The sequence below is a fragment of the Leucobacter sp. Psy1 genome (genome assembly GCF_020096995.1).
Classification (GTDB): domain Bacteria; phylum Actinomycetota; class Actinomycetes; order Actinomycetales; family Microbacteriaceae; genus Leucobacter.
The window spans coordinates 2,544,373-2,565,228 of sequence record NZ_CP083692.1 but is presented as its reverse complement, the minus strand read 5'-3'; the positions used below and the strand labels follow the sequence as shown (position 1 = coordinate 2,565,228).

At 67.8% G+C, this 20,856-nt stretch carries 19 protein-coding genes and 1 tRNA gene; 14 read left to right on the top strand and 6 right to left on the bottom strand.

The window, feature by feature from the left end:
• Positions 1 to 15: 15 nt before the first annotated feature.
• Together K8P10_RS12165 and K8P10_RS12160 are read right to left on the bottom strand one after the other, a co-directional pair.
• On the bottom strand, positions 16 to 726 hold the full coding sequence (locus tag K8P10_RS12165; protein WP_224779169.1) for a hypothetical protein: 711 nt from the start codon (positions 724 to 726) through the stop codon (positions 16 to 18).
• The gene (locus tag K8P10_RS12160; RefSeq protein ID WP_224779168.1) at positions 723 to 1,949 is read right to left on the bottom strand and encodes an MFS transporter; all 1,227 of its coding nucleotides are present in this window, start codon (positions 1,947 to 1,949) and stop codon (positions 723 to 725) included. Before K8P10_RS12160 ends, K8P10_RS12165 begins: the two co-directional genes overlap by 4 nt.
• A 178-nt stretch (positions 1,950 to 2,127) precedes the next feature.
• On the opposite strand from K8P10_RS12160, the gene K8P10_RS12155 reads away from it, so the two are divergent.
• Complete coding sequence (locus tag K8P10_RS12155) at positions 2,128 to 3,024, top strand: DMT family transporter (RefSeq protein WP_224779167.1); 897 nt, start codon at positions 2,128 to 2,130, stop codon at positions 3,022 to 3,024.
• Here K8P10_RS12155 and K8P10_RS12150 read toward each other — a convergent pair.
• Entirely contained in the window at positions 3,014 to 3,370 is a 357-nt protein-coding gene (locus K8P10_RS12150; protein WP_224779166.1) for an apolipoprotein A1/A4/E family protein, read from the bottom strand. The two genes, K8P10_RS12155 and K8P10_RS12150, sit on opposite strands and share 11 nt — an antisense overlap.
• Before the next feature lie 194 nt (positions 3,371 to 3,564).
• Positions 3,565 to 3,637 (bottom strand) — tRNA-Arg (locus K8P10_RS12145).
• Positions 3,638 to 3,731: 94 nt separating this feature from the next.
• On the opposite strand from K8P10_RS12145, the gene argS reads away from it, so the two are divergent.
• The 8 genes from argS to K8P10_RS12105 all read left to right on the top strand — a co-directional run bounded on the left by argS (position 3,732) and on the right by K8P10_RS12105 (position 14,811).
• Positions 3,732 to 5,432 carry an arginine--tRNA ligase gene (argS, locus tag K8P10_RS12140; RefSeq protein ID WP_224779165.1) on the top strand — a complete coding sequence of 567 codons (1,701 nt, stop codon included), beginning with the start codon at positions 3,732 to 3,734 and terminating at the stop codon, positions 5,430 to 5,432.
• A gap of 3 nt (positions 5,433 to 5,435) precedes the next feature.
• Positions 5,436 to 6,182, top strand: coding sequence for an LmeA family phospholipid-binding protein (locus K8P10_RS12135; protein ID WP_224779164.1), 747 nt, complete (start codon positions 5,436 to 5,438; stop codon positions 6,180 to 6,182).
• Between the two features lie 130 nt (positions 6,183 to 6,312).
• Positions 6,313 to 7,698 carry a diaminopimelate decarboxylase gene (lysA, locus tag K8P10_RS12130; protein ID WP_224779163.1) on the top strand — a complete coding sequence of 462 codons (1,386 nt, stop codon included), beginning with the start codon at positions 6,313 to 6,315 and terminating at the stop codon, positions 7,696 to 7,698.
• A gap of 45 nt (positions 7,699 to 7,743) precedes the next feature.
• Positions 7,744 to 9,054, top strand: coding sequence for a homoserine dehydrogenase (locus K8P10_RS12125; protein WP_224779162.1), 1,311 nt, complete (start codon positions 7,744 to 7,746; stop codon positions 9,052 to 9,054).
• The gene (gene thrB, locus K8P10_RS12120; RefSeq protein ID WP_224779161.1) at positions 9,054 to 10,019 is read left to right on the top strand and encodes a homoserine kinase; all 966 of its coding nucleotides are present in this window, start codon (positions 9,054 to 9,056) and stop codon (positions 10,017 to 10,019) included. The genes K8P10_RS12125 and thrB overlap by 1 nt, the downstream gene beginning before the upstream one ends.
• A gap of 141 nt (positions 10,020 to 10,160) precedes the next feature.
• Positions 10,161 to 12,260: a transcription termination factor Rho gene (gene rho / locus K8P10_RS12115; protein WP_224779160.1), complete on the top strand. Its 2,100-nt coding sequence runs from the start codon at positions 10,161 to 10,163 to the stop codon at positions 12,258 to 12,260.
• A gap of 18 nt (positions 12,261 to 12,278) precedes the next feature.
• The gene (prfA, locus tag K8P10_RS12110) at positions 12,279 to 13,352 is read left to right on the top strand and encodes a peptide chain release factor 1 (protein ID WP_224779159.1); all 1,074 of its coding nucleotides are present in this window, start codon (positions 12,279 to 12,281) and stop codon (positions 13,350 to 13,352) included.
• A gap of 58 nt (positions 13,353 to 13,410) precedes the next feature.
• Positions 13,411 to 14,811 (top strand): nitrate/nitrite transporter, encoded by a 1,401-nt coding sequence (locus tag K8P10_RS12105; protein ID WP_224779158.1) that lies wholly within the window; start codon positions 13,411 to 13,413, stop codon positions 14,809 to 14,811.
• 44 nt (positions 14,812 to 14,855) lie between these two features.
• Here the strand turns inward: K8P10_RS12105 and epsC are convergent, their stop codons facing one another.
• Both epsC and cysK read right to left on the bottom strand, forming a co-directional pair.
• Complete coding sequence (gene epsC / locus K8P10_RS12100) at positions 14,856 to 15,425, bottom strand: serine O-acetyltransferase EpsC (RefSeq protein WP_224779157.1); 570 nt, start codon at positions 15,423 to 15,425, stop codon at positions 14,856 to 14,858.
• A 36-nt stretch (positions 15,426 to 15,461) separates the two neighbouring features.
• The gene (cysK, locus tag K8P10_RS12095) at positions 15,462 to 16,397 is read right to left on the bottom strand and encodes a cysteine synthase A (protein WP_224779156.1); all 936 of its coding nucleotides are present in this window, start codon (positions 16,395 to 16,397) and stop codon (positions 15,462 to 15,464) included.
• 183 nt (positions 16,398 to 16,580) lie between these two features.
• Between cysK and prmC the strand changes: the two genes are divergently transcribed.
• The 5 genes from prmC to atpB all read left to right on the top strand — a co-directional run bounded on the left by prmC (position 16,581) and on the right by atpB (position 20,841).
• Positions 16,581 to 17,417: a peptide chain release factor N(5)-glutamine methyltransferase gene (prmC, locus tag K8P10_RS12090; RefSeq protein WP_224781283.1), complete on the top strand. Its 837-nt coding sequence runs from the start codon at positions 16,581 to 16,583 to the stop codon at positions 17,415 to 17,417.
• 75 nt (positions 17,418 to 17,492) lie between these two features.
• Positions 17,493 to 18,170 carry an L-threonylcarbamoyladenylate synthase gene (locus K8P10_RS12085; protein WP_224779155.1) on the top strand — a complete coding sequence of 226 codons (678 nt, stop codon included), beginning with the start codon at positions 17,493 to 17,495 and terminating at the stop codon, positions 18,168 to 18,170.
• A 1-nt stretch (position 18,171) separates the two neighbouring features.
• Positions 18,172 to 19,356 (top strand): MraY family glycosyltransferase, encoded by a 1,185-nt coding sequence (locus K8P10_RS12080; protein WP_224779154.1) that lies wholly within the window; start codon positions 18,172 to 18,174, stop codon positions 19,354 to 19,356.
• Complete coding sequence (locus K8P10_RS12075) at positions 19,353 to 19,832, top strand: 3-oxoacyl-ACP reductase (RefSeq protein ID WP_224779153.1); 480 nt, start codon at positions 19,353 to 19,355, stop codon at positions 19,830 to 19,832. The genes K8P10_RS12080 and K8P10_RS12075 overlap by 4 nt, the downstream gene beginning before the upstream one ends.
• A gap of 187 nt (positions 19,833 to 20,019) precedes the next feature.
• Positions 20,020 to 20,841, top strand: a complete 822-nt coding sequence (gene atpB, locus K8P10_RS12070) for a F0F1 ATP synthase subunit A (protein WP_224779152.1) — start codon at positions 20,020 to 20,022, stop codon at positions 20,839 to 20,841.
• Positions 20,842 to 20,856 lie beyond the last annotated feature (15 nt).

The following is a 20,856-nucleotide window of genomic DNA, read 5'->3' as shown; positions in this document are numbered from 1 at the left end:
GTCGGCTGGCAACGATCAGTGCGCCGCAGCGGCTTCCTCGCGGTGGGTGACCGCGGTATCCGCGACAATCATCAGTTCGCGATCGTCGGCGGGCAGAATCTTCAGGAACCCCGGTTCGCTCGACATCACGTAGCCGGTCACACGCTCATCGCCGATCTCGATGTGCTCGAGCGGCACCCAGGGTGTGCGGACGACTGCGGCGAGGAGCAGCGCGGCAAGGACCGCGATCGCGCCGATGCGGCGGGACGCGAAGCGGACGACCCGGTGCACCGGGCCGTGGTGCCAGAACAGCCGCGCGAGGATCAGGACGACCGCGACGGTGGACGCGCCTGCGAGCACCCACCACGCGTGGGCGGTCGAGATCAGAGCGCCTGATGCTGCCACCATGGTGGCAGCGAGCAGATATGCGCTTGCGGTTCGTCGTCCACCATCGAGCGGCCAGACGGCGAAGATGACCGAGGCCGGAAGCAGCAGGATCAGCAGTACACCCGTCGCGGCTTCGTTTGCCATCAGCGTGCCGAGCACGATGCCGATCGCGTCATCGAAGTTCACGGTGTGGGTGATGGCGAACGCGGTGTCCCAGTTCCACTCCGCCACGGCGAGCACCCTGAGCAGGAGGAAGAGCGCCGCAGCGCTCACCGAGGTCAGGACGAGCGATCGTCGCCCTGGCGAATGCTCGTGATCCGGCTCGGCGTGCGGCTCGGTGGAGTCCGGAGTGGGTGTCATGCGAGGTTCCCCTGTTTCGTCTCGTCCGAAGTGCACGCCGCCCAGATCGCGGCGATCAGCGCGAGCCCGCTGACCATCGCGACGACGCCGGGCCAGCCGAAGTGCGACCACGCGATGCCACCGAGAAAGCCGAAGACGCTGGAGCCGACGTAATACCAGAGGTTGTAGAGCGAGGCGGACTGTGATCTGCCGTGCTCGGCTCGGGCTCCTGCCCAGCCAGAAGCGACCGAGTGCGCGCCGAAGAACCCTCCGGTCAGCACTACCAGCCCCAGGACGACGATGACGAGGGATTCCGAGAGCGTGAGAAGGGTACCCGCGATCATGATCGCGGTGGAGACGAGGAGCAGGCGCTTCCGGCCGTGCCGGTCGACGAGCCCGCCGACGACTCTCGAAGACACCGTACCGGCGAGATACGCCAGGAAGAGCAGGCTGGCGAGCCCGACCGGAATGAAGAACGGGGCGGCTTCAAGTCGGAACGTGAGGTAGTTGTAGGCTGCGACGAACCCGCCCATGAGCAGGAAACCCTGGGCGTACAGGACGACGAGGCGGGGGTTGCGCATCTGTCGACCGGCGATGCGGAGCACCGATGTCACGGATGCCGCGTGCGGCTGGAACCCCTGGGGGCGCGGGGTGATGAGGAAGAACACGGCGGTGGCCACGGCGGCGAGAACGGCGACCGCGAATGCGCCGATCCGCCAATCGGTGGCGTCCGCGATCGGAGCGGCGATGAGCCGACCGGCGAGACCGCCGATGGTGGTTCCCGCGACGTAGGTGCCGGCGGCGACCGCGGCGTGCTTGCGGTTGATCTCCTCGCTCAGGTAGGTGACCGCCACACCGGGGATCCCTCCGAGCGCCACTCCTTCGAGAGTGCGGACCACCAGCAGGAGGTCGAACCAGGGGCACCAGGGCATGCACAGTCCGAGGATCGTGGCGGAGACGAGTGCGATTCGCATCGCTCTGACCCGACCGATGCGGTCGGCGACGAGGGACCAGGGCAGCACGGAAACGGCGAGGCCGGTCGTCGCCGCCGAGATCGACAGGCTCGCTCGGGAGGGGTCGACATCGAGTTCAGAGGCGATGAGGGGGAGGATTCCCTGCGGTGAGTACAGCTGTGCGAATGTCGCGATCCCGGCCCCGAGCAGTGCGATGAGGATGCGACGGTAGGCGCTTGAGCCGCGGCGGTGGCCACCCCACCCCGCTGAACCGTCGGGTGTCGATCCCACTCGTCAGCTCGCCCGCGGCCGGGGAGCGAACGCTGCCCACCAGAAGTCAACGGGGACCGGCTGATCCGCGCAGTCGATCACCGGTTCGGAGGAGCGAGGTGCCATGCTCGCCACTCTACCGAATGCTGCAGGTGCGGAGGCGGGTGTGAATGCCTCATGGGTGCAGTATGATGCACTCATGCGTATGCAGCGGACGACGACAGGGATCCCTCCGTGGTCGATGGCCGTCGTGGCGATGCTGTTGATTCAGGTGTCCAATGCGCTGTCGGTCGGTGTGATCGAGCAGGTCGGGCCCGCCGGCACGGCGTGGCTCAGAATGTGCTTCGGCGCGGTGTTCCTGTGGATCGTCGCGCGCCCGGCTCTCGGAACGATTCGACTCCGCGACGTGCCGAACCTCATCGTGCTCGGGGCCGCCACGGGCGGGATGACCACGCTCTTCCTCGCGGCCGTCGAGCGCATCCCGCTCGGAACGGCGGTCGCGATCGAGTTCCTCGGGCCGCTGACGGTAGCGGCGGTCGCGAGCCGTCACCGACGAGCGCTCGTCTGGCCGGTGCTCGCGCTCTTCGGCGTCGTGCTGCTCACGGAGCCCTGGCGCGGAAGCATCGATATTGTCGGGGTCGGATTCGCCCTGGCTGCGGCGGTCTGCTGGGCGATGTACAACGTCTTCACGCAGCGCGTCGGCGACCGGTTCTCGGGGATCAGCGGGCTCGCGCTCACGATTCCGATCGGCGCGGTGCTGACCCTTCCTTGGGGTGTGCCCCAGGTGGTCCACGGCGCGTTCTCCTGGTGGGTTCTCGCCATGGCCGCCGGGATCGCGCTCATCACCCCCGTGGTGTCGTTCGGTCTCGAGATGCTTGCGCTTCGCCGCATGACTCACTCGGCCTTCGGGACGCTGCTCGCCATCGAGCCGGCGTTCGGACTGGTGGCTGGCCTGCTGCTGCTGAGTCAGTCGCCGACGTTCCTCCAGGGGGTCGGGATCGCCGTGGTGGTCGTCGCGGGTGTTGCGGCACAGTGGGGAGGCGCTCGCGATCACCCTCCTAGCGTAGGAGTCGATCGCCTCGGGGTCACCGGCTGAGGATGAGGTGTCGCGGTGGTCCCTCCTCGAGGCGCGCGACCGTGATCCGAACTTCGGTGAGCTCTCCACTGATCCCGTCGATGCGGTCGGTGAGTTTCTGGTCGACGCTATCGATGCGGTCGGTGAGTTTCTGGTCGACGCTATCGAGGCGGTCGGTGAGTTTCTGGTCGACGCTATCGAGGCGGTCGGTGAGTTTCTGCTCGACGTCGTCAATTCGGCCGGTCAGCCGGTATTCGACCCCGTCGATGCGCTTGATCACCCACGCGAAGCCCGCGATCAACGCCGCACCCAGGGTGACCAGTAGGCCCCCGGCGCTGACGATCATCGTGGCTGCATCTACGGACATCGTTGCGGCCTCCTGCTCTGCTCGGTGTGTGCTTCACACTTTAGCGGGGTTGGCCACATGCAAGAGGCGTTACTGCCGCTGGTGAGGGAAACCGTGGATAAGTCGTCTGGGCTCGTGACTGTGCACAACTCAGCCGCCCGGAAACCAGGAGCGGGAGCCAGGCCGATGGCCTGACTCCCGCTGAGTGTTGCTCGTGCCCCCGGAGAGATTCGAACTCCCGACCTACGGTACCGGAAACCGGCGCTCTATCCCCTGAGCTACGGAGGCGAGTACTGCAACCAGACCAGCCTAGCGCACATCGGACGGTCACGTGACCGCGGTGGTCAGGAGCGGTGCGCACGCGGTCACTAGAATGTACCGGGTGACTCCCCAAGAACTCTCACTCGCACTCGCCCGCATCCTGACTGACATCGTCGAGGAGCGACGCGGGCGATCGGATGATGCGGTGCAGGGCGAGACCGACATCGTCGTGACCGAGCAGGACACCCAGGTCGAGCGTCCGAAGAACCGCGCTCACGGGGACTGGGCGTCGAACGCCGCGATGAAGTTCGCCAAGCGCCTCGGGATGCCCCCGCGGGAGCTGGCGGAACAGATCACGCGCCGCGCGGCGGAGATCGAGGGCATCGCCAGTGCAGAGATCGCGGGTCCGGGCTTCATCAATCTCACGCTCGACGCTGCGAGCGCAGGCGAAACGGCCCGTCGTGTGGTCGAACAGGGCGTTGCGTACGGCCACGGCGACGCGCTCGCGGGGCAGGTCATCAACATGGAGTTCGTCAGCGCGAACCCGACCGGGCCTCTGCACATGGGCCACACGAGGTGGGCGGCCCTCGGCGATTCGACCGCTCGCGTACTGCGCGCGGCGGGCGCCGAGGTGACGAGCGAGTACTACATCAATGACGCCGGCGCGCAGATGAACAAGTTCGGCCGCTCGGTGCTGGCGGCCGCGCTGGGCGAGCCCGCGCCCGAGGACGCGTATCCCGGCGAGTACATCCAAGAGCTCGGAGCACGGGTGCGCGAGCAGATCCCGAACCTCTCCGAACTCGCGGACCAGGACCGCGAGGCGGCTCTCGAGCAGGCTCAGGAGCTGGCGTACCAGCTGCAGCTCGCTGAGATCAAGGACTCGCTCGAGCGCTTCAACGTGCACTTCGACGTGTTCTTCTCGGAGCGCACCCTGCACGCACCGGGTGAGAACGGCGAGCCGAGCCCGATCGAGGCGGCGATCGATCGTCTGCGCGAGCAGGGCCATGTCTTTGAGGAGGACGGCGCCATCTGGGTGCGCACGACCGACTTCGGCGACGACAAGGATCGCGTGTTCACCCGCGGGAACGGCATCTACACCTACTTCGCTGCTGATGCCGCGTACTACCTGTCGAAGATGGATCGCGGCTTCGGCGAGAAGATCTACCTGCTCGGCGCCGATCACCACGGCTACATCGGGCGCCTTACGGCGATCGCCGGTGCAGCGGGAGACAACATCGAGACCGATGTCACGGTGCTCATCGGTCAGCTGGTGAATCTGAACGGTGCGCGGCTCTCCAAGCGTGCCGGGAACATCATCGAGCTCGATGACCTGCTCGAGTGGCTGGGATCCGACGCCCTGCGCTACTGGCTCGCCAGGTACCCGGCCGATTCGCCGCTCGCGCTTGACGGTGAGAAGCTGCGGAGCCGCACGAATGACAACCCCGTTTTCTACGTGCAGTACGCGCACGCCCGCACCTGCGCCGTCGATCGGAATGCAGCGTCGGCCGGGGTCGACCGTTCGAGCTTCGAGCCGAGCCTCCTGACGCACCCGACCGAGACCGACCTCCTCGGCAAGCTGCAGCAGTACCCCGGCATCGTCGCGGGCGCCGCAGAGCTCCGCGAACCGCATCGCGTCACGCGATACCTGGAGGAACTCGCCGCCTCGTTCCACCGCTGGTACGACAACTGCCGCGTGCTGCCCATGGGTGAAGAGCCGATCGGGGACCTGCACCGCACGCGTCTCTGGCTCAACGATGCTGCCGGCCAGGTGCTGCGCAACGGACTCGATCTCATCGGCGTCACGGCTCCGGAACGGCTCTGACCCGTGCGGGCGCTCGTCAGGATCCTCGGCGTCGTCGTCGCAGTGGCGGTGCTCGCAGGCGCCGCTGAAGTGGCCCTGCGACTCATCATTCCGAACGTCATTGCGAACGCGGTCCGCGAGCAGGTCGGTCTGAGCGAGGATCATCCGGTGGACGTCGAGCTCGGCGGGTCCGCCCTCCTCCACGCGATCACGGGCCGGGTCGGCGACGTGACCATCGGAGTGGACGATCTGCCGTTGCCTGGCGGCATCGTCGTGAACGCGAAGCTGCATGCGGACTCAGCGCCGTTCGATCCGACGTCGGGAGACCTCCGCGGAGGCACCGGAGCGCTCACGGTGACGGGGGACCAGCTGCCCGGCGTCGTCAGCGCGGTCACTCGCGGCATCGCTGAAACGGGCGAGGTGCGCGATGGCGAACTCGTGGTGGGGCGCGACGTGACGCTCCTCGGGTTCACGGTGCCCGTGTCGCTGGGCCTCGAACTCGGAGTCTCTGGCGGCGATGTGCAGGTCACCCCGACGCAGGTGAGCGCCTCGGGTCTTGATCTCAGCTCGGAGCAGATCTCGGCGGCGGCCGCTCCGGTGCTCGGCGACCTCCTCGAAACGCACACCGTCTGCATCTCGGACGAGCTGCCTCGCGGGATCACGCTGACCGGTATCGATCTCTCGACGACGGGGAGCGCGACGCTGCAGGCCGATCTCTCGCCAGGCATTCTCTCCGACCCGAGTGATCAGGAGCCCGGCGTCTGCGAGTGACCTCTGTCACACAAGCGGATCGCCGCATGCGCTTCGGTTAAGCTGGGACGGTCATGCCGGGCGAGCTATCTGCTCCCCGTGCATCACCCCGCACGCCAGCACGCATCAGCAGAGACCCCGAGGAGCACCGATGACCGAGGCGCTCAACGCCGTCGACCCGCGCGTCTTCCCGCCGTCGGCGCGGCGTGGTTCCGGCGGTAACCTGCAGGTCGCGAGCGTGGATGCGAACGAACTGGTCGAGCGCTTCGGCAGTCCGCTCTACATTATCGACGAGGACGCCGCGCGGGAGCGGGCCCGCCAGGTGCGGGACGCGCTGCAGCGAGAGGCGACGCGGATCGGCACGGAGGCCACGGTCTACTACGCGGGCAAGGCGTTCCTCTGCGTCGCCGTCGCCCAGTGGATGGTCGAGGAGGGATTGTCAGTCGACGTCGCCAGCGGAGGCGAACTCGCGGTGGCACTCGCGGCCGGCGTCGACCCGGCCCACATCGGATTCCACGGTAACAACAAGTCGATCTCCGAGATCGAGCGAGCGGTCGCGGCGGGCGTCGGCACCATCGTGCTGGACAGCGAGATCGAAATCCAGCGCGTCGCGGACGCGGCTGCAGCCGCGGGCGTGCGGCAGCGGGTGAGCCTGCGCGTGAACAGCGGTGTCCACGCATCGACGCACGACTTCCTCGCGACCTCGCACGAGGATCAGAAGTTCGGACAACCGCTCGACGCCGCACCACGGCTCGTCTCGGCGATCCTGACGCATGCCCACCTCGACTTCGTCGGGCTGCACTGCCACATCGGCTCCCAGATCTTCGCCACTGACGGATTCCGGGAATCCGCCAGACGCTTGCTCGGCGTCTACCAGGAGCTGGCCGAATTGACCGGTGCTCCAGTGCCCGAATTGAATCTCGGCGGGGGATTCGGGATCGCCTACACCCCGTCCGAGGCCGATGACCTGCCAGATGTCGACGACATCGCGCGGGAACTCGCCGACCTCGTCTCGGAGACCTGCGCGGCACTCGGCCTGCAGGTGCCGAAACTCGCTTTCGAGCCCGGCCGCACCATCATCGGCCAGGCAGGAATCACGCTGTACACCGTGGGCACGACGAAACCCGTCGCGCTCGCGGGAAGTGACGCCGGTGTCGACCCTGCGGACCTGGGGTTCGCCGAGCGCCTATATGTGAGCGTGGACGGCGGCATGAGCGACAACGCTCGGCCGGCGCTCTACGGAGCCGACTACCACGTTCGGATCGCGAACCGCACGAGTGACGCCGAGCCGGCGCTCGTGCGCGTGGTCGGCAAGCACTGCGAATCCGGGGACATCGTGGTGCAGCGCGACTTGCTGCCCGGAGATGTCGTGCCGGGAGACCTGCTCGCCGTTGCGGCGACCGGTGCGTACTGCTGGTCGCTATCGAGCACCTACAACTACGTTCCACGACCGCCGGTGGTGGCCGTGAGCGGGGGAGCCGCCCGAATGATCGTGCGCGGCCAGACCGAGGACGAGCTCCTCGCGCAGAGCGTCTGAGCGCCGGCCCCGCACCCCAACTGACAGATCGATCGGAGATTTTCTGTGAATGCATACCGTGACCTGCGTGTAGCCGTACTCGGCTGCGGCTCGGTGGGGTCCCAGGTGGCCCGGCTGATCCTTGAGGAGGGCGACGAGCTCGCTGCGCGCGTCGGAGCGCGCCTCACGCTCGTGGGGATCGCGGTGCGCGACCTTGACGCGCCGCGTGACGCCGAACTGCCGCGCGAACTTTTCACGACGGACGCCGAGCGGCTCGTTCTCGACGCCGATGTCGTCGTCGAGCTCATGGGCGGTATCGAGCCGGCCCGCTCGCTCATCGTGCGCGCGCTCGAGGGCGGAGCCGACGTGGTGACGGCGAACAAGGCTCTCATCGCGGCGCACGGCCCCGAGTTGCGCGCCGCCTCCGAGCAGGTGGGCGCCCAGCTGTCGTACGAGGCGGCGGTGGCCGGGGCGATCCCGATCATCCGACCGCTGGAGTGGAGTCTCGCGGGCGACCGCATCACCCGCGTGATGGGCATCGTGAACGGTTCGACGAACTACATCCTCGACCGGATGGATCGGTTCGGCGACACGGCGGAGGACGCCATGCGGGTCGCCGCAGATCTCGGCTTCCTCGAAGCGGACCCGACGCTCGATGTCGAGGGCTACGATGCGGCGCAGAAGGCCACGATCCTCGCGAGCATCGCCTTCCACACCGAAGTTCCCGTCGACAAGGTGCACCGCGAGGGCATTCGCGAGATCACGGCGGAGCAGATCGAGACCGCCAAGAACGCCGGCTCGGTCATCAAGCTCCTCGCAGTCGCTGAACGCCTCTCGGCTTCGGACGGCACCCAGGGCGTATCCGCACGCGTGTACCCCGCGCTCATCAGCCGGGACCACCCTCTCGCCGCCGTGCACGAGGGGAAGAACGCCGTATTCGTCGAGGCCGAAGCCGCAGGCGAGCTCATGTTCTACGGCGCAGGTGCCGGTGGCGTCGAGACCGCATCAGCGGTGCTCGGCGACCTGGTCTCGGCTGCGCGCCGCCACGTGGTCGGGGGGCCAGGAATGCTCGGTTCGAATCACGCCGCGCTGCCAATCCTGCCCGTCGGCGAGGTGACGACGGCCTACCAGGTGATCCTCGAGGTGCGCGACCAGGCGGGCGTGCTCGCAACGATCGCCGGCCTGCTCGCCCAGCACGGCGTCTCCGCCGAGAGCGTCGAGCAGTCGGTTCCCGCCGATGCGGAGGGGACGGCCACCCTCGTCATCGGCACGCACCGCGCACGCGAGGCTGATCTCGCCGCCATGGTCGACGACCTGCGCAGCAGCGACGTCGTCACGAGCGTCGTCAGCGTGCTCCGTCGCGAGGGGAACGCCTGATGAGCCAGTCCGAGGCGCGCGCCGTCCGCGTGCATGTTCCCGCGACGAGCGCGAACCTCGGTCCCGGCTTCGACACCCTCGGATTGGCGCTCGCGTACGGTGACGAGCTCGTCGCCGTCACCCGCGAGGAACCGGGGGCGTCAGTGCGGGTCACCGGAGTGGGAGAGGGGACGGTCCCGACCGACGCCTCGAACCTCGTGGTTCGCTCAGCGGCGCACGTTTACGCGCGTCTCGGACGAGCGATGCCCGGAATCGACATCCAGGCGCACAACCGGATCCCTCACGGACGGGGCATGGGGTCGTCGGGATCCGCAATCGTTGCCGGCGTGATGATCGCGGCGGGCCTCCTCGAGAGCGACCCCGAGTTTCCCATCGAGCTCTCCGAGGACGACCTGCTGGGATACGCGACCGAACTCGAGGGTCACCCCGACAACGTCGCCCCTGCGCTCTTCGGAGGGTTGACGATTGCGTGGACCGCCCCCACCGGGCCCCGCTTCAAGCGTCTGCTCGTGCACCGGGGGGTCTCGCCGCTCGTCCTCGTACCCGAATTCGAGGTGTCGACGGCGCACGCGCGGAGCCTGCAGCCGGCGCACGTGCCCTACGAGGATGCCGTCTTCAATCTCTCGCGCTCGTCGCTGCTCATCGCCGCACTGACCCAGAGCCCTGAGCTGCTCTTCGAAGCGACCGAGGATCGGCTGCACCAGAACTACCGCGCCGAGGCGATGCCCCAGACCCGTGACCTCGTCCGCGCACTGCGCGACGCCGGCCACGCCGCCGTCGTGTCGGGTGCCGGCCCGTCGATCATGGTCCTCGCGGGCGACCCGGGCGAGCGCCTTGCCGCCGCCGACCTCGCCGCCGCTCACGGGGGAGACTGGACGCCGCTGATCCTCGCCGTCGACATCTTGGGTGCTACAGTGGAAGCGGTTCCCGCCGACGCGACGCTTTCGTCGTCCGGCACCGAGTGAGCACCTGATCGGTGCCCGCACCGGCGGACCGTTTCCTCGCCGTCATCGACGGCGATCCGAGCACAATCGTGCGAATCCACGGTATTCCGGGCATCTGGCCCGAACGTGAGCCGTGGCACACCATCTTCCGAAAGGACCATCGTGGAGCAGAACTCCTCAGACATCACCCCCGAATCGACCCCGGCTGACGAAACTGCCGCGGCCCCGCGCCGCCGCGCTTCGCGCCGCGTGAGCACGGCGACCGCAGCGCCCGAGGCCACGGACTCGTCGGCTCAGCCCGCGTCCGACGCCGCGGCTCCGGCTGCGGAGACGGCAGCCGAAGCGCAGGCAGAGGCGCCGAAGAAGCGCACCACGCGCACCCGGAAGAAGGCCGCAGACGCGGATGACGCCGGTGCAGCGAGCGCCGAAGCCTCGTCTCCGGCCGAGGTGCAGGCTCCGGCCGAGACGCCGAGCGCCGCGGCGGACGCCGAGCAGACCGCGCCGAAGAAGCGCACGACCCGCACCCGGAAGAAGACGGCCGACACGGATGCGGGCCCTGCCGCCGACGCGGCGCAGGCAACCGACGGATCGGATCAGAACGCCGAGCAGGTCTCGAACGAGAGCGCTGCGCAGAGCGCCGCCACGACCGCCGACGCTGCCTCCGCCGCGCCGAAGCGCACGTCGCGCAGCCGCAAGTCGCAGGCTGCGAAGGCCGCCGAATCGGCCGAGGCCGCCGACGCGTCGTCGGGGGAGCAGCAGCCTGAGCAGTCAGCTTCCTCCGCCCCCGCCGAGACCGAGACCGCCGCCGCGCAGAGCGACGGCGACGAATCCTCCGCCGATGATGCGGGCAAGGGCAAATCCGGCCGCGGCGGGCGAGGCAAGAACGGCAAGCAGAACTCTGGCCAGAACCAGAACCAGAACCAGAACCAGAACCAGGGTCGCGACGCCAAGCAGGGCGACAAGTCCTCCGACCAGTCCGAGAAGGGCGAGCGGAACGAGAAGTCCGGCGGCGACAAGAACGGCGGCGACCGGAACGGCTCCGACCGGGGCGACAAGGGCGGCGACGCTGCGCGTTCGACGCGCACCCGCCAGCGCGACCGGAAGCGCCGCGGACAGGGCGACGACTTCGAGCCCGAGCTGTCGGACGACGACGTGCTGCTGCCCGTCGGGGGCATTCTCGACGTGCTCGACAACTACGCATTCGTCCGCACCAGCGGGTACCTCCCCGGCACGAGCGACGTGTACGTTTCGCTCGGCCAGGTGAAGAAGTACGGCCTGCGCAAGGGCGACGCGGTCACCGGCTCGATCCGCCAGCCTCGCGAGGGCGACGGCAACGGCCGCCAGAAGTACAACGCGATCGTCAAGGTCGACACGGTCAACGGCCGGTCCGCCGAGGAGCAGCAGGCACGCGGCGACTTCGCCGAGCTGACCCCGCTCTACCCGGAGGATCGAGTGCGTCTCGAGACCACTCGCGACCAGACGTCGACGCGCGTGCTCGATGTCGTCGCCCCGATCGGATTCGGTCAGCGGGCACTCATTTCGGGACCCTCGGGAGCCGGTAAGTCGACGCTGGTCCGTGACATCGCGGCAGCGATCTCGGCGAATCACCCCGACGCCCACCTCATGCTCGTCGCCACCTCGGAACGCCCCGAGGAGGTCACGCACTTGCAGCGCACCATCAACGGTGAGGTCATCGCGAGCACCTTCGATCGTCCGACGGAGGATCACACCACCGTCGCCGAGCTCGCCGTCGAGCGCGCCAAGCGCCTCGTCGAGCTCGGGCACGATGTCATCGTGCTGCTCGAGTCGGTCACCGATGTCGCCCGCGCCTACGCGGACGCCGTGCCGACCGGTGGCCGGAACGCCAGCGATGACCCCGAGGGTGTGGCAACGCTGCAGGTGAAGCGACTGCTCTCCGCGGCCCGCAACCTCGAGAATGCCGGTTCGCTGACGATCATCGCGACCGCAGACACGAAGACCGGTAACCCAGCCGACAAGGCGCTGGTGAAGGCGCTGCTTCCCGTCGTCAACAGCACCGTCCGTCTTTCGGGCGATGCCGCGGCCGCGTGGATCTTCCCCGCGATCGATGTCGCACGCACCTACACCGAGCGCGAGTCGCTGCTCCGCGGCGACGCGGACGCGGCGAAGGTGCAGCAGTTGCGCCGCTCGCTCTCGGGCTCGAGCACCGAGGACGCGATCCGCGGTCTCGTCGAGCGCGTCGAGGCGACTGCGACGAACGCCGATCTCATCGCCCGCGCGTAACGCGCTCACGGAGGAATCATGTTCGAACAGGTCGAGGGCCTGATCCGGGAACACGCCGGGCTCCAGGAGGAGCTGGCCGATCCCGCACTGCACGCCGATGCGTCCCGCGCAAAGCGGGTGAACCGTCGGTACGCCGAGCTCAGCAAGATCAAGGCGGCGTACGAGCACTGGCAGCAGCTGGGCGACGACCTCGAGGCGGCGCGCGAGCTCGCCAAAGAGGACGATGCGTTCGCCGAGGAGATCCCCGACCTGGAATCGGGGCTCGCGGAGGCTCAGGAGCGGGTACGCCGGCTTCTGATCCCCCGCGATCCCGATGACGCACGCGACGTGATCCTTGAGATCAAGGGCGGCGAGGGCGGTGCCGAATCGGCGCTGTTCGGCGCCGACCTGCTGCGCATGTACATGCACTACGCGGAGTCCAAGGGCTGGAAGACCGAGATGCTCGAGAAGGATGAGAGCGATCTCGGGGGCTACAAGAACGTGCAGATCGCCATCAAGGCCAATGCCAGCGATCCGTCGCAGGGCGTCTGGGCGCACCTCAAATACGAGGGCGGCGTGCACCGCGTGCAGCGCGTGCCGGTGACCGAGTCGCAGGGGCGCATTCACACGTCGACGACCGGCGTCCTCGTCTACCCCGAGGTCGATGAGCCGGAAGAGGTCGAGATCAATCAGAACGACCTCAAGATCGACGTCTACCGTTCGAGCGGCCCCGGTGGTCAGTCTGTCAACACGACAGACTCCGCAGTCCGGATCACCCACCTGCCCTCCGGCATCGTCGTCGCGATGCAGAACGAGAAGAGCCAGTTGCAGAACCGCGAGGCCGCGATGCGCGTGCTCCGTGCCCGCCTGCTCGCCAAGCAGGCGGAGGAAGCAGCGGCCGAGGCGAGTGCATACCGCTCGACTCAGATCCGGACGATGGACCGGTCGGAGCGCATCCGCACCTACAACTTCCCCGAGAACCGCATCGCCGACCACCGCACCGGGTACAAGGCGTACAACCTCGATCACGTCATGAACGGAGCGCTCGATCCCGTCGTGGAGTCCTGCATCCGCATGGACGAAGAGGCCAGGCTCGCCGATCTCGGCTCCTGAGTTTCTTCCGGTCCCGTCGCGGTCTCCTCGGCGCGGGTCGGAGGACTAGCATGGACGTATGCGTTCGCCTCGACTGATCCTCCCGTGGGCGGTCTGGGGAGTCGGAGCGATCGCGTACGCCATCGCGATCATCAACCGGTCATCGCTCGCCGCTCTCGGGCCGGCGGCGCAGGACCACTTCGCGATCGACGCGACGACTCTGGCCACCTTCCCGGTCATCCAGCTCATCGTCTACGCGGGCTTGCAGATTCCCGTCGGCATGCTCCTGGACCGACTCGGGCCGACGACGCTGATCCTCAGCGGTGGATTGCTCATGGCGGTCGGCCAGGTACTCATGGCGACGGTGCACGAGGTCTGGCTTGCCGTGCTCGCCCGCGTGCTGGTCGGGGCAGGCGATGCCTGCACGTTCATCAGTGTGATGCGCCTCCTGCCCGAATGGTTCGCGGTGCGGCAACTGCCCACCGTGAGCCAGGTGACCGCGCTCACCGGTCAGGTCGGCCAGCTCGTCTCGGTCACGCCGCTCGCACTGCTCGTCGGAGCGGTGGGGTGGATGCCAGGCTTCCTCGGCGTCGCAGCGGTCGGTCTGCTCGTGACGATCCTGTCGGCACTCGTGATCCGCGATCGGCCGGGAGTCGGGACCGCCCTCGAACGGATGACGGGCAGGCTGGGGCGGCGCAGCCGGGACGCGCAGTCGCTGGCGTCCGGCGCAGCGGGAGCCTCGCCACTCTCGCCCCCGCCCGCGACGTCCATGATCGAGGTCACGCAACCGTCGCCGACGGTCCAGCCGAAGCGCGTAGGCTTCTGGAGCAGGTTCAGGCGTCTGCTCAGGATTCCGGGCGTGCGCCTCGCCTACTGGCTGCACTTCACCTCGCCGTTCGCCTCTCACGCCTTCCTCCTGCTCTGGGGTACACCGTTCCTCATCGGCGGAGTCGGGCTGGACGCGGCCGCGGCAGGCGGCTTGCTGAGCGTCATGGTCGTCTCGTCGATGGCGGCGGGCCTCTTCCTGGGGCCGTTGAGCTCGCGATTCCTCGAGCGACGCGTCTGGATCCATTTTGGGATCACCGTCGCGATCATGCTCACTTGGACGACCGTCATCGTGTGGCCCACGACGCCGCCTCTGTGGCTGTTGCTGCTGCTCGTCATCGTCGTTCCGATCGGCGGACCCGCCTCGATGATCGCCTTCGAGGTGTCGCGTTCGCATACGCCCGTCAGCTTCGCCGGCTTCGCTACGGGAGTCGTCAATACGGGCGGCTTCACGGCGGCATTGCTCGTGATCCTCGGCATCGGCCTGGCGCTCGATCTGCAGGGTGCCGGATCCCCCGAGCACTACTCGCTCAACGCGTTCCGAGTGGCGTTCGCCGTGCAGATCCCGCTTTGGATCCTCGGCCTCGTGTTCATCCTCGTGGAGCAGCGGCGCACCAAGAGGTGGATGGACTTCCACGGACGTCGCTTGCGCTAGCCCGTCGCCGCGGGTTTAGGCGGACTGCGGACCGTGAAGCGACCTCAGATCACGTAGAAGTCGGCCATGTCCGGCTGCTCTGCGTGTGGCGCGCCGCGGCGAGGACGCTGCCCCGCGGGGATGCCGGTGAGCGTGGTCCACGGGGGAGCGGAGTGCACGACGACGGCGTTCGAGCCGACAGCGGAGTCATGGCCGAGCTCGATGTTGCCGAGCAGTTTCGCACCGGCGCCGATGATGACGCGGTCGCCGATGGTGGGGTGGCGCTTGCCGGTGTCATGGCCGGTTCCGCCGAGGGTGACCCCGTGGTAGATGAGTACGTCGTCGCCGATGACGGCCGTCTCACCGATGACCACGCCCATGCCGTGGTCGATGAAGAGCCGATGCCCGATGGTCGCGCCCGGGTGGATTTCGATGCCGGTGAAGAATCGCACCACCTGGGAGAGGGCACGCGGGAGAAACCGCATGCCCCGCCCCCAGAGGCGGTGGATGAGCCTGTGCCACCACACGGCGTGGAGCCCCGAATAGACGAGCACGATCATCAGCGCGCCGCGCGCTGCGGGGTCGTTCGCGCGTGCGGCTGCGATGTCTTCCCTGATGCGGGTGAAGGTGCTCAACTGGCTGGATGCTCCGTTGGTGGCGATGGCGGCGGCTTAGACGTCCAGATCTTCGTAGAGCACCGTCGAGAAGTAGCGCTCGCCGAAGTCGGGAATCACGACGACGATCTTCTTTCCGGCGTTCTCCGGGCGCTTCGCGACCTCGGTAGCTGCCCACACCGCTGCACCGCAAGAGATCCCGGCGAGGATGCCCTCCTGCGTGGCCAGGTCGCGGGCCTTCGCGATCGAGTCGGCGAGCGAGACGTCGATGACCTCGTCGTAGACTTCGCGATCCAGAATGTCGGGAACGAAGTTCGCGCCGAGGCCCTGGATCTTGTGCGGGCCGGCCTTCCCCTCGGTGAGCAGCGGCGAGTCGATGGGCTCGACCGCGATGACCTTGAGGTCCGGCTTCTGCTCCTTGAGGTAGCCGCCCGCACCGGTGATGGTGCCTCCGGTGCCGATGCCCGCGACGAAGATATCGATGTCGCCGTCGGTGTCGTTCCAGATCTCCGGACCGGTCGTCGAGCGGTGGATCGCCGGGTTCGCCGGGTTGCCGAACTGGCGGGCGAGGATCGCTCCGTCCGTCTCTGCGGCGATCTCCTCGGCCTTCGCGACGGCGCCCTTCATGCCGAGGGGCCCCTCGGTCAGGACGATCTCGGCCCCGTATGCCTTCAGGATCTTCCGGCGTTCGATGCTCATCGTCTCCGGCATCGTGAGGATCACGCGATACCCGCGCGCGGCGCCCACGAACGCGAGCGCGATGCCGGTGTTGCCGCTCGTGCCCTCGACGATCGTGCCGCCCGGCTTCAGCTCGCCCGACTGCTCGGCGGCGTCGATGATGGCGATGCCGATGCGGTCCTTCACGGAGCCGGCCGGGTTGTAGAACTCGAGCTTGGCGTAGACCTCGGCTTCCGCGCCGTCGGTCACGCGGTTCAGGCGGACGAGGGGGGTGTTGCCGAATGCCTCGGTGATGTTCTGATACGTGCGTGCCATGTGCGTGCGATCTCCTTCGCTTCGGGTCACGGATGCTCGGACAAGCATACCGTTCAGTTATGCACAAAGTCACACCCGGTTATGCTTTGCGACCCCGTGTGACGAGTGTCTCGTGCGGGTGCAGCCGGGTAGGGTGGGGTGGTGGTTGCAGCCGAGATTCCCGCCGACCGACTCCTGGCCGAGATGGCCGCTCAGTTGCGCGCCGCCGACGTGCCGGGGCCCGAGGTCGATGCTGAGCTGATCCTCGCCCACGTGCTGGGGGAGTCGCGCGGCAGAGTGCAGTCGCTCGCGGTCCTCAGGGGCCGGGTGAGCGCGAGCGCCGCGGACGCCGCCCGATCATTGACGGGTGAGCGCGCGCAACGGATTCCGCTGCAGCACCTCACTGGCCGAGCCCCGTTCCGCACCATCGAGTTGGCAGTGGGACCCGGTGTCTTCACTCCGCGCCCAGAGACCGAGACCGTGGCGCAGTTCGCGATCGACGCGCTCCAGCAGTCAGAGTCCGAGACGCCGGTCGCGGTCGACCTCTGCACCGGCAGCGGAGCGATCGCCCTCGCGATCGCCGCGGAGGTTCCCCGTGCGCGGGTGTGGGCGATCGAGAAGAGTCGTGAGGCCCACGCCTGGGCCGAGCGCAATGTCGAGGCACTCGGCGGGAACAGGGTCACGCTGCTGCAGGGCGATGTCGCCGACGCGGTCGCGCTGCTCGATCCTATCGTCGGCGCCGTGGACGTGCTCGTCTCCAATCCGCCGTACGTGCCGGCGGACATGGTGCCGCGCGACCCGGAGGTGCGCGACCATGATCCGGCGCTCGCGCTCTACGGGGGCGCCGACGGTCTTGATGTGGTGCGGGTCATCGCACGGGCCGGTCTCGCGCTCGTCAAGCCGGGCGGGCGCATCGTCCTCGAGCACGCGGAGGAACAGGGCGAGGCGATCCAGGCCGTCCTCGGCGCGCTCGGCTGGAGCGATCCGGTCACCCACCGGGACCTCACGGAGCGGGATCGCACCACCACCGCAGTCCGCTGAGTCCTCGACCTGCGCCGCAGGTCGGCGAGGAGACTCCCCGGTTCGTCTACATCCGAACGGGTAGAGTAGTGCGTTATGGCCGAGGTGTACGACTGCTCCGAGAGTTCCCAGCTGCTGACGGGGACCCGCATGGCGCGACAGGCGATCGGCAGGGGCGAACTCATCGTGATGCCGACGGACACCGTCTACGGTGTCGCCGCAGACGCGTTCACGCCAGCGGCCGTGCAGCGGCTGCTCGACGCCAAGGGCCGCGACAGGACGTCACCGCCGCCCGTCCTGATCCCCGGCACCGCGACGCTCCACGCGCTCGCCGCTGAGGTGCCCGAGCCCGTGAACCGGCTCGCGGAGGCGTTCTGGCCAGGTGCGCTCACGATCGTGCTCCGTGCGAATCCGGCACTCGACTGGGATCTGGGAGAGACAGGCGGCACCGTGGCGCTGCGGATCCCGGATAACCCGCTCGCCATCGAGCTGCTGCAGGAGACCGGTCCTCTGGCGGTGTCGTCCGCGAACCTCACCGGTCAGCCGGCCGCACAGACCGCAGCAGCCGCGAAGGAGATGCTCGAGGACAGCGTCTCGGTGTACCTCGAGGACGGTCCGCGCACCTCCGGAGGCGTGTCATCGACCATCGTCGATGCGACCCAGGTCACTGAGGACGGCGGTACCATCGGCATCCTCCGCCACGGCGGCGTCTCGCAGGAGGCGATCTCGCAGCTCCTTCCGGAGATCACGGTCGAGGACCGCACCGGAGCCTGACATGATCTACGTCATCGTCGCCCTCGTCGCGGCGGGCGCGACGGCGGCCGCGTCGTACCTGGTGCTCAGGCTGAGCCGTCGCTACCGCCTCGCGCCCGAGGTGCGGGAGCGGGACGTGCACCGCACGCCCACCCCGAGGCTCGGTGGGGTGGCGATGTTTGCCGGCCTGCTCGTCGCCTTCGGGGTCGCGGCCACGCAGGAGTCACTGGCTCCGATCTTCGCGGCACCGGGACGGATCTGGGCCATCCTGGGCGCGTGCGCCCTCATCGCCGTGGTCGGGGTCCTGGACGATCTGCTCGACCTCGACTGGATGATCAAGCTCTCCGCACAGCTCGTCGCGGGTGCGCTCCTCGCCTGGCAGGGCGTGCAGATCGTGTCGCTGCCGCTGGGAGACACCTTGATCGTCGGCTCGCCCGGCCTCAACTTCACGATCACAGTCTTCCTGGTGGCGCTCGTCATGAATGCCGTGAACTTCGTCGACGGACTGGACGGACTGGTCGCCGGGGTGGCCATCATCGCGAACTCCGTCTTCTTCATCTACACTCGGATCCTCACAGCGCAGGCCGGCGCCATCGACGCGGTGAATCTCGCCAGCCTGCTGGCGGCCATCGTGATCGGCGTCTGCGCGGGCTTCCTCCCCTTCAACTGGCACCGGGCGCGCATGTTCATGGGAGACACCGGAGCGCTCCTCGTCGGGCTGCTGATGGCCACCTCGACGATCTCCGTGACCGGACAGCTCAACCCTGCGGCGCTGGATCAGAAGCTGGTGCTGGCGAGCTACATTCCGATCATCCTGCCGATCGCGGTGCTCGCGCTGCCGCTCGCCGACTTCACGCTCGCGGTGGTTCGCCGGCTCATGGCGGGGAAGAGCCCGTTCTCGGCCGACCGCTTGCATCTGCACCATCGGCTCCTCGACATGGGGCACTCGCCTCGACAGGCGGTGCTCATCTTCTACCTCGGCACCGCAGTCCTCTCGACCGCTTGCCTGCTGACGTTCACGCTGCAGAGCTTCCTGCTTCCCGCCGTCGTCCTATTCGCAGGGGCGGCTCTCTGCGCCGTCGTGGTCTTCGTGCCGATGGACCGGGTGCGCGAACGCGTCGTTCAGCGCGACTTGGTACCGTGGAAGAAGCGTGCGTCCGCTCCGATCGGCGCATCGTCGTCGACCGATGAGAGGACCCCCGAGTGAGCGACCCCGCGATGCCCGAAGGCCAGCCAGCGCACCCCGAGCGGCGGCTGCCCACCTCGCAGCCGCTCCTGCTCCGCGCCGTGCGCTGGGGCGCGATCGCGACGGTCGTGCTTGTCGTCGTCGTCGGCGGGAGCGGATACCTGATTGGCGGAACGCCGGCCATGATCGGGGGCGCGATGGGTGCCGCCTTCTCAGGTGTGTTCCTTGTACTCACCGTCGGCAGCATCGCATTCGCGAACCGCTTCATCGGGAGTGAGCTCTACGTCGCGGTGTTCTTCGGCATCGTGCTCGGTACATGGCTCTTGAAGTTCATCGGCTTCATCGTGGCACTGCTGCTGCTCCGCGACCAGACCTGGCTGGACCCGATCGCGTTCTTCGTGGGACTGCTCGCGGGAGTGCTGGTTTCCCTCGTGCTCGACGTCCTCGTCGTGGTGAAGTCGCGCATGCCCGCGATTTCCGACCCCACTACCGACTAAGGTCGGCATCATAGCGGCGTCTCGCGCAATACCCGGGTTACTGACGCCGAGTTTCGCCTGCGGTGAAAATATTGATAGAGTGGACGTGTTCCCTGCCGGGCTGAGCATCTGTGTCAGCCCTTGAGCCCTGGGGCACGACCATCGCTCGACGTCGTGTGGATCTATGTTCACACCCCGAATCAGGAGAATGGCGCTGTTCGCTAACGCTGTGCAACTCGTGACCCCCCGTCTGCTCGCGGCAGAAGGGGAGTTCCACCCCCCGTCGCTCGATGAGTTCTATCCTCCGGCGCTCTTCTTCGAAGGCACGCCCTTCGAGATGAACCGGATCATGCTGCTCCGGGTGGTCATCGCGATCGTCCTGCTGATCCTGTTCTACTTCGGAACCCGCCGTATGCGGGTCATTCCGACGCGCGGGCAGTCGATCACGGAGATGGCGCTCGACTTCGTGCGCGTCAACATCTCCGAGAACCTGCTCGGCAAGGTGGACGGGCGCCGGTTCCTGCCGATCCTGACGACGATGTTCTTCATGATCTTCGCGTTCAACATCACGGGTATCATTCCCGGCATCAACATGCCGGCAACAGCCCTCGTCGGCACGCCGCTCATTCTCGCTGCGGTTTCCTACGTGACGTTCATCTACGCGGGCATCAAGAAGAGCCCGAAGAACTTCTTCAAGAACTCACTGTTCCCCTCAGGCGTTCCGAAGCCCTTCTACATCCTTGTCACGCCGATCGAGATCCTCTCGACGTTCGTGCTTCGCCCGGTCACGCTGACGCTCCGTCTGCTGATGAACCTCATGGTCGGGCACATCATCCTGGTCCTGGCGTTCTCCGCGACGAACTTCTTCATCCTGTACGCGGGGAGCTTCTACCCCGTGCTCGGTGTCGGAACGCTCGCGTTCGGCTTCGCCTTCACGCTCTTCGAGATCCTCGTCGCCGTGCTGCAGGCCTACGTCTTCACCATCCTGACCGCCGTCTACATCCAGCTCGCGCTGGCTGAAGAGCACTAATCGGATTCGGCGACC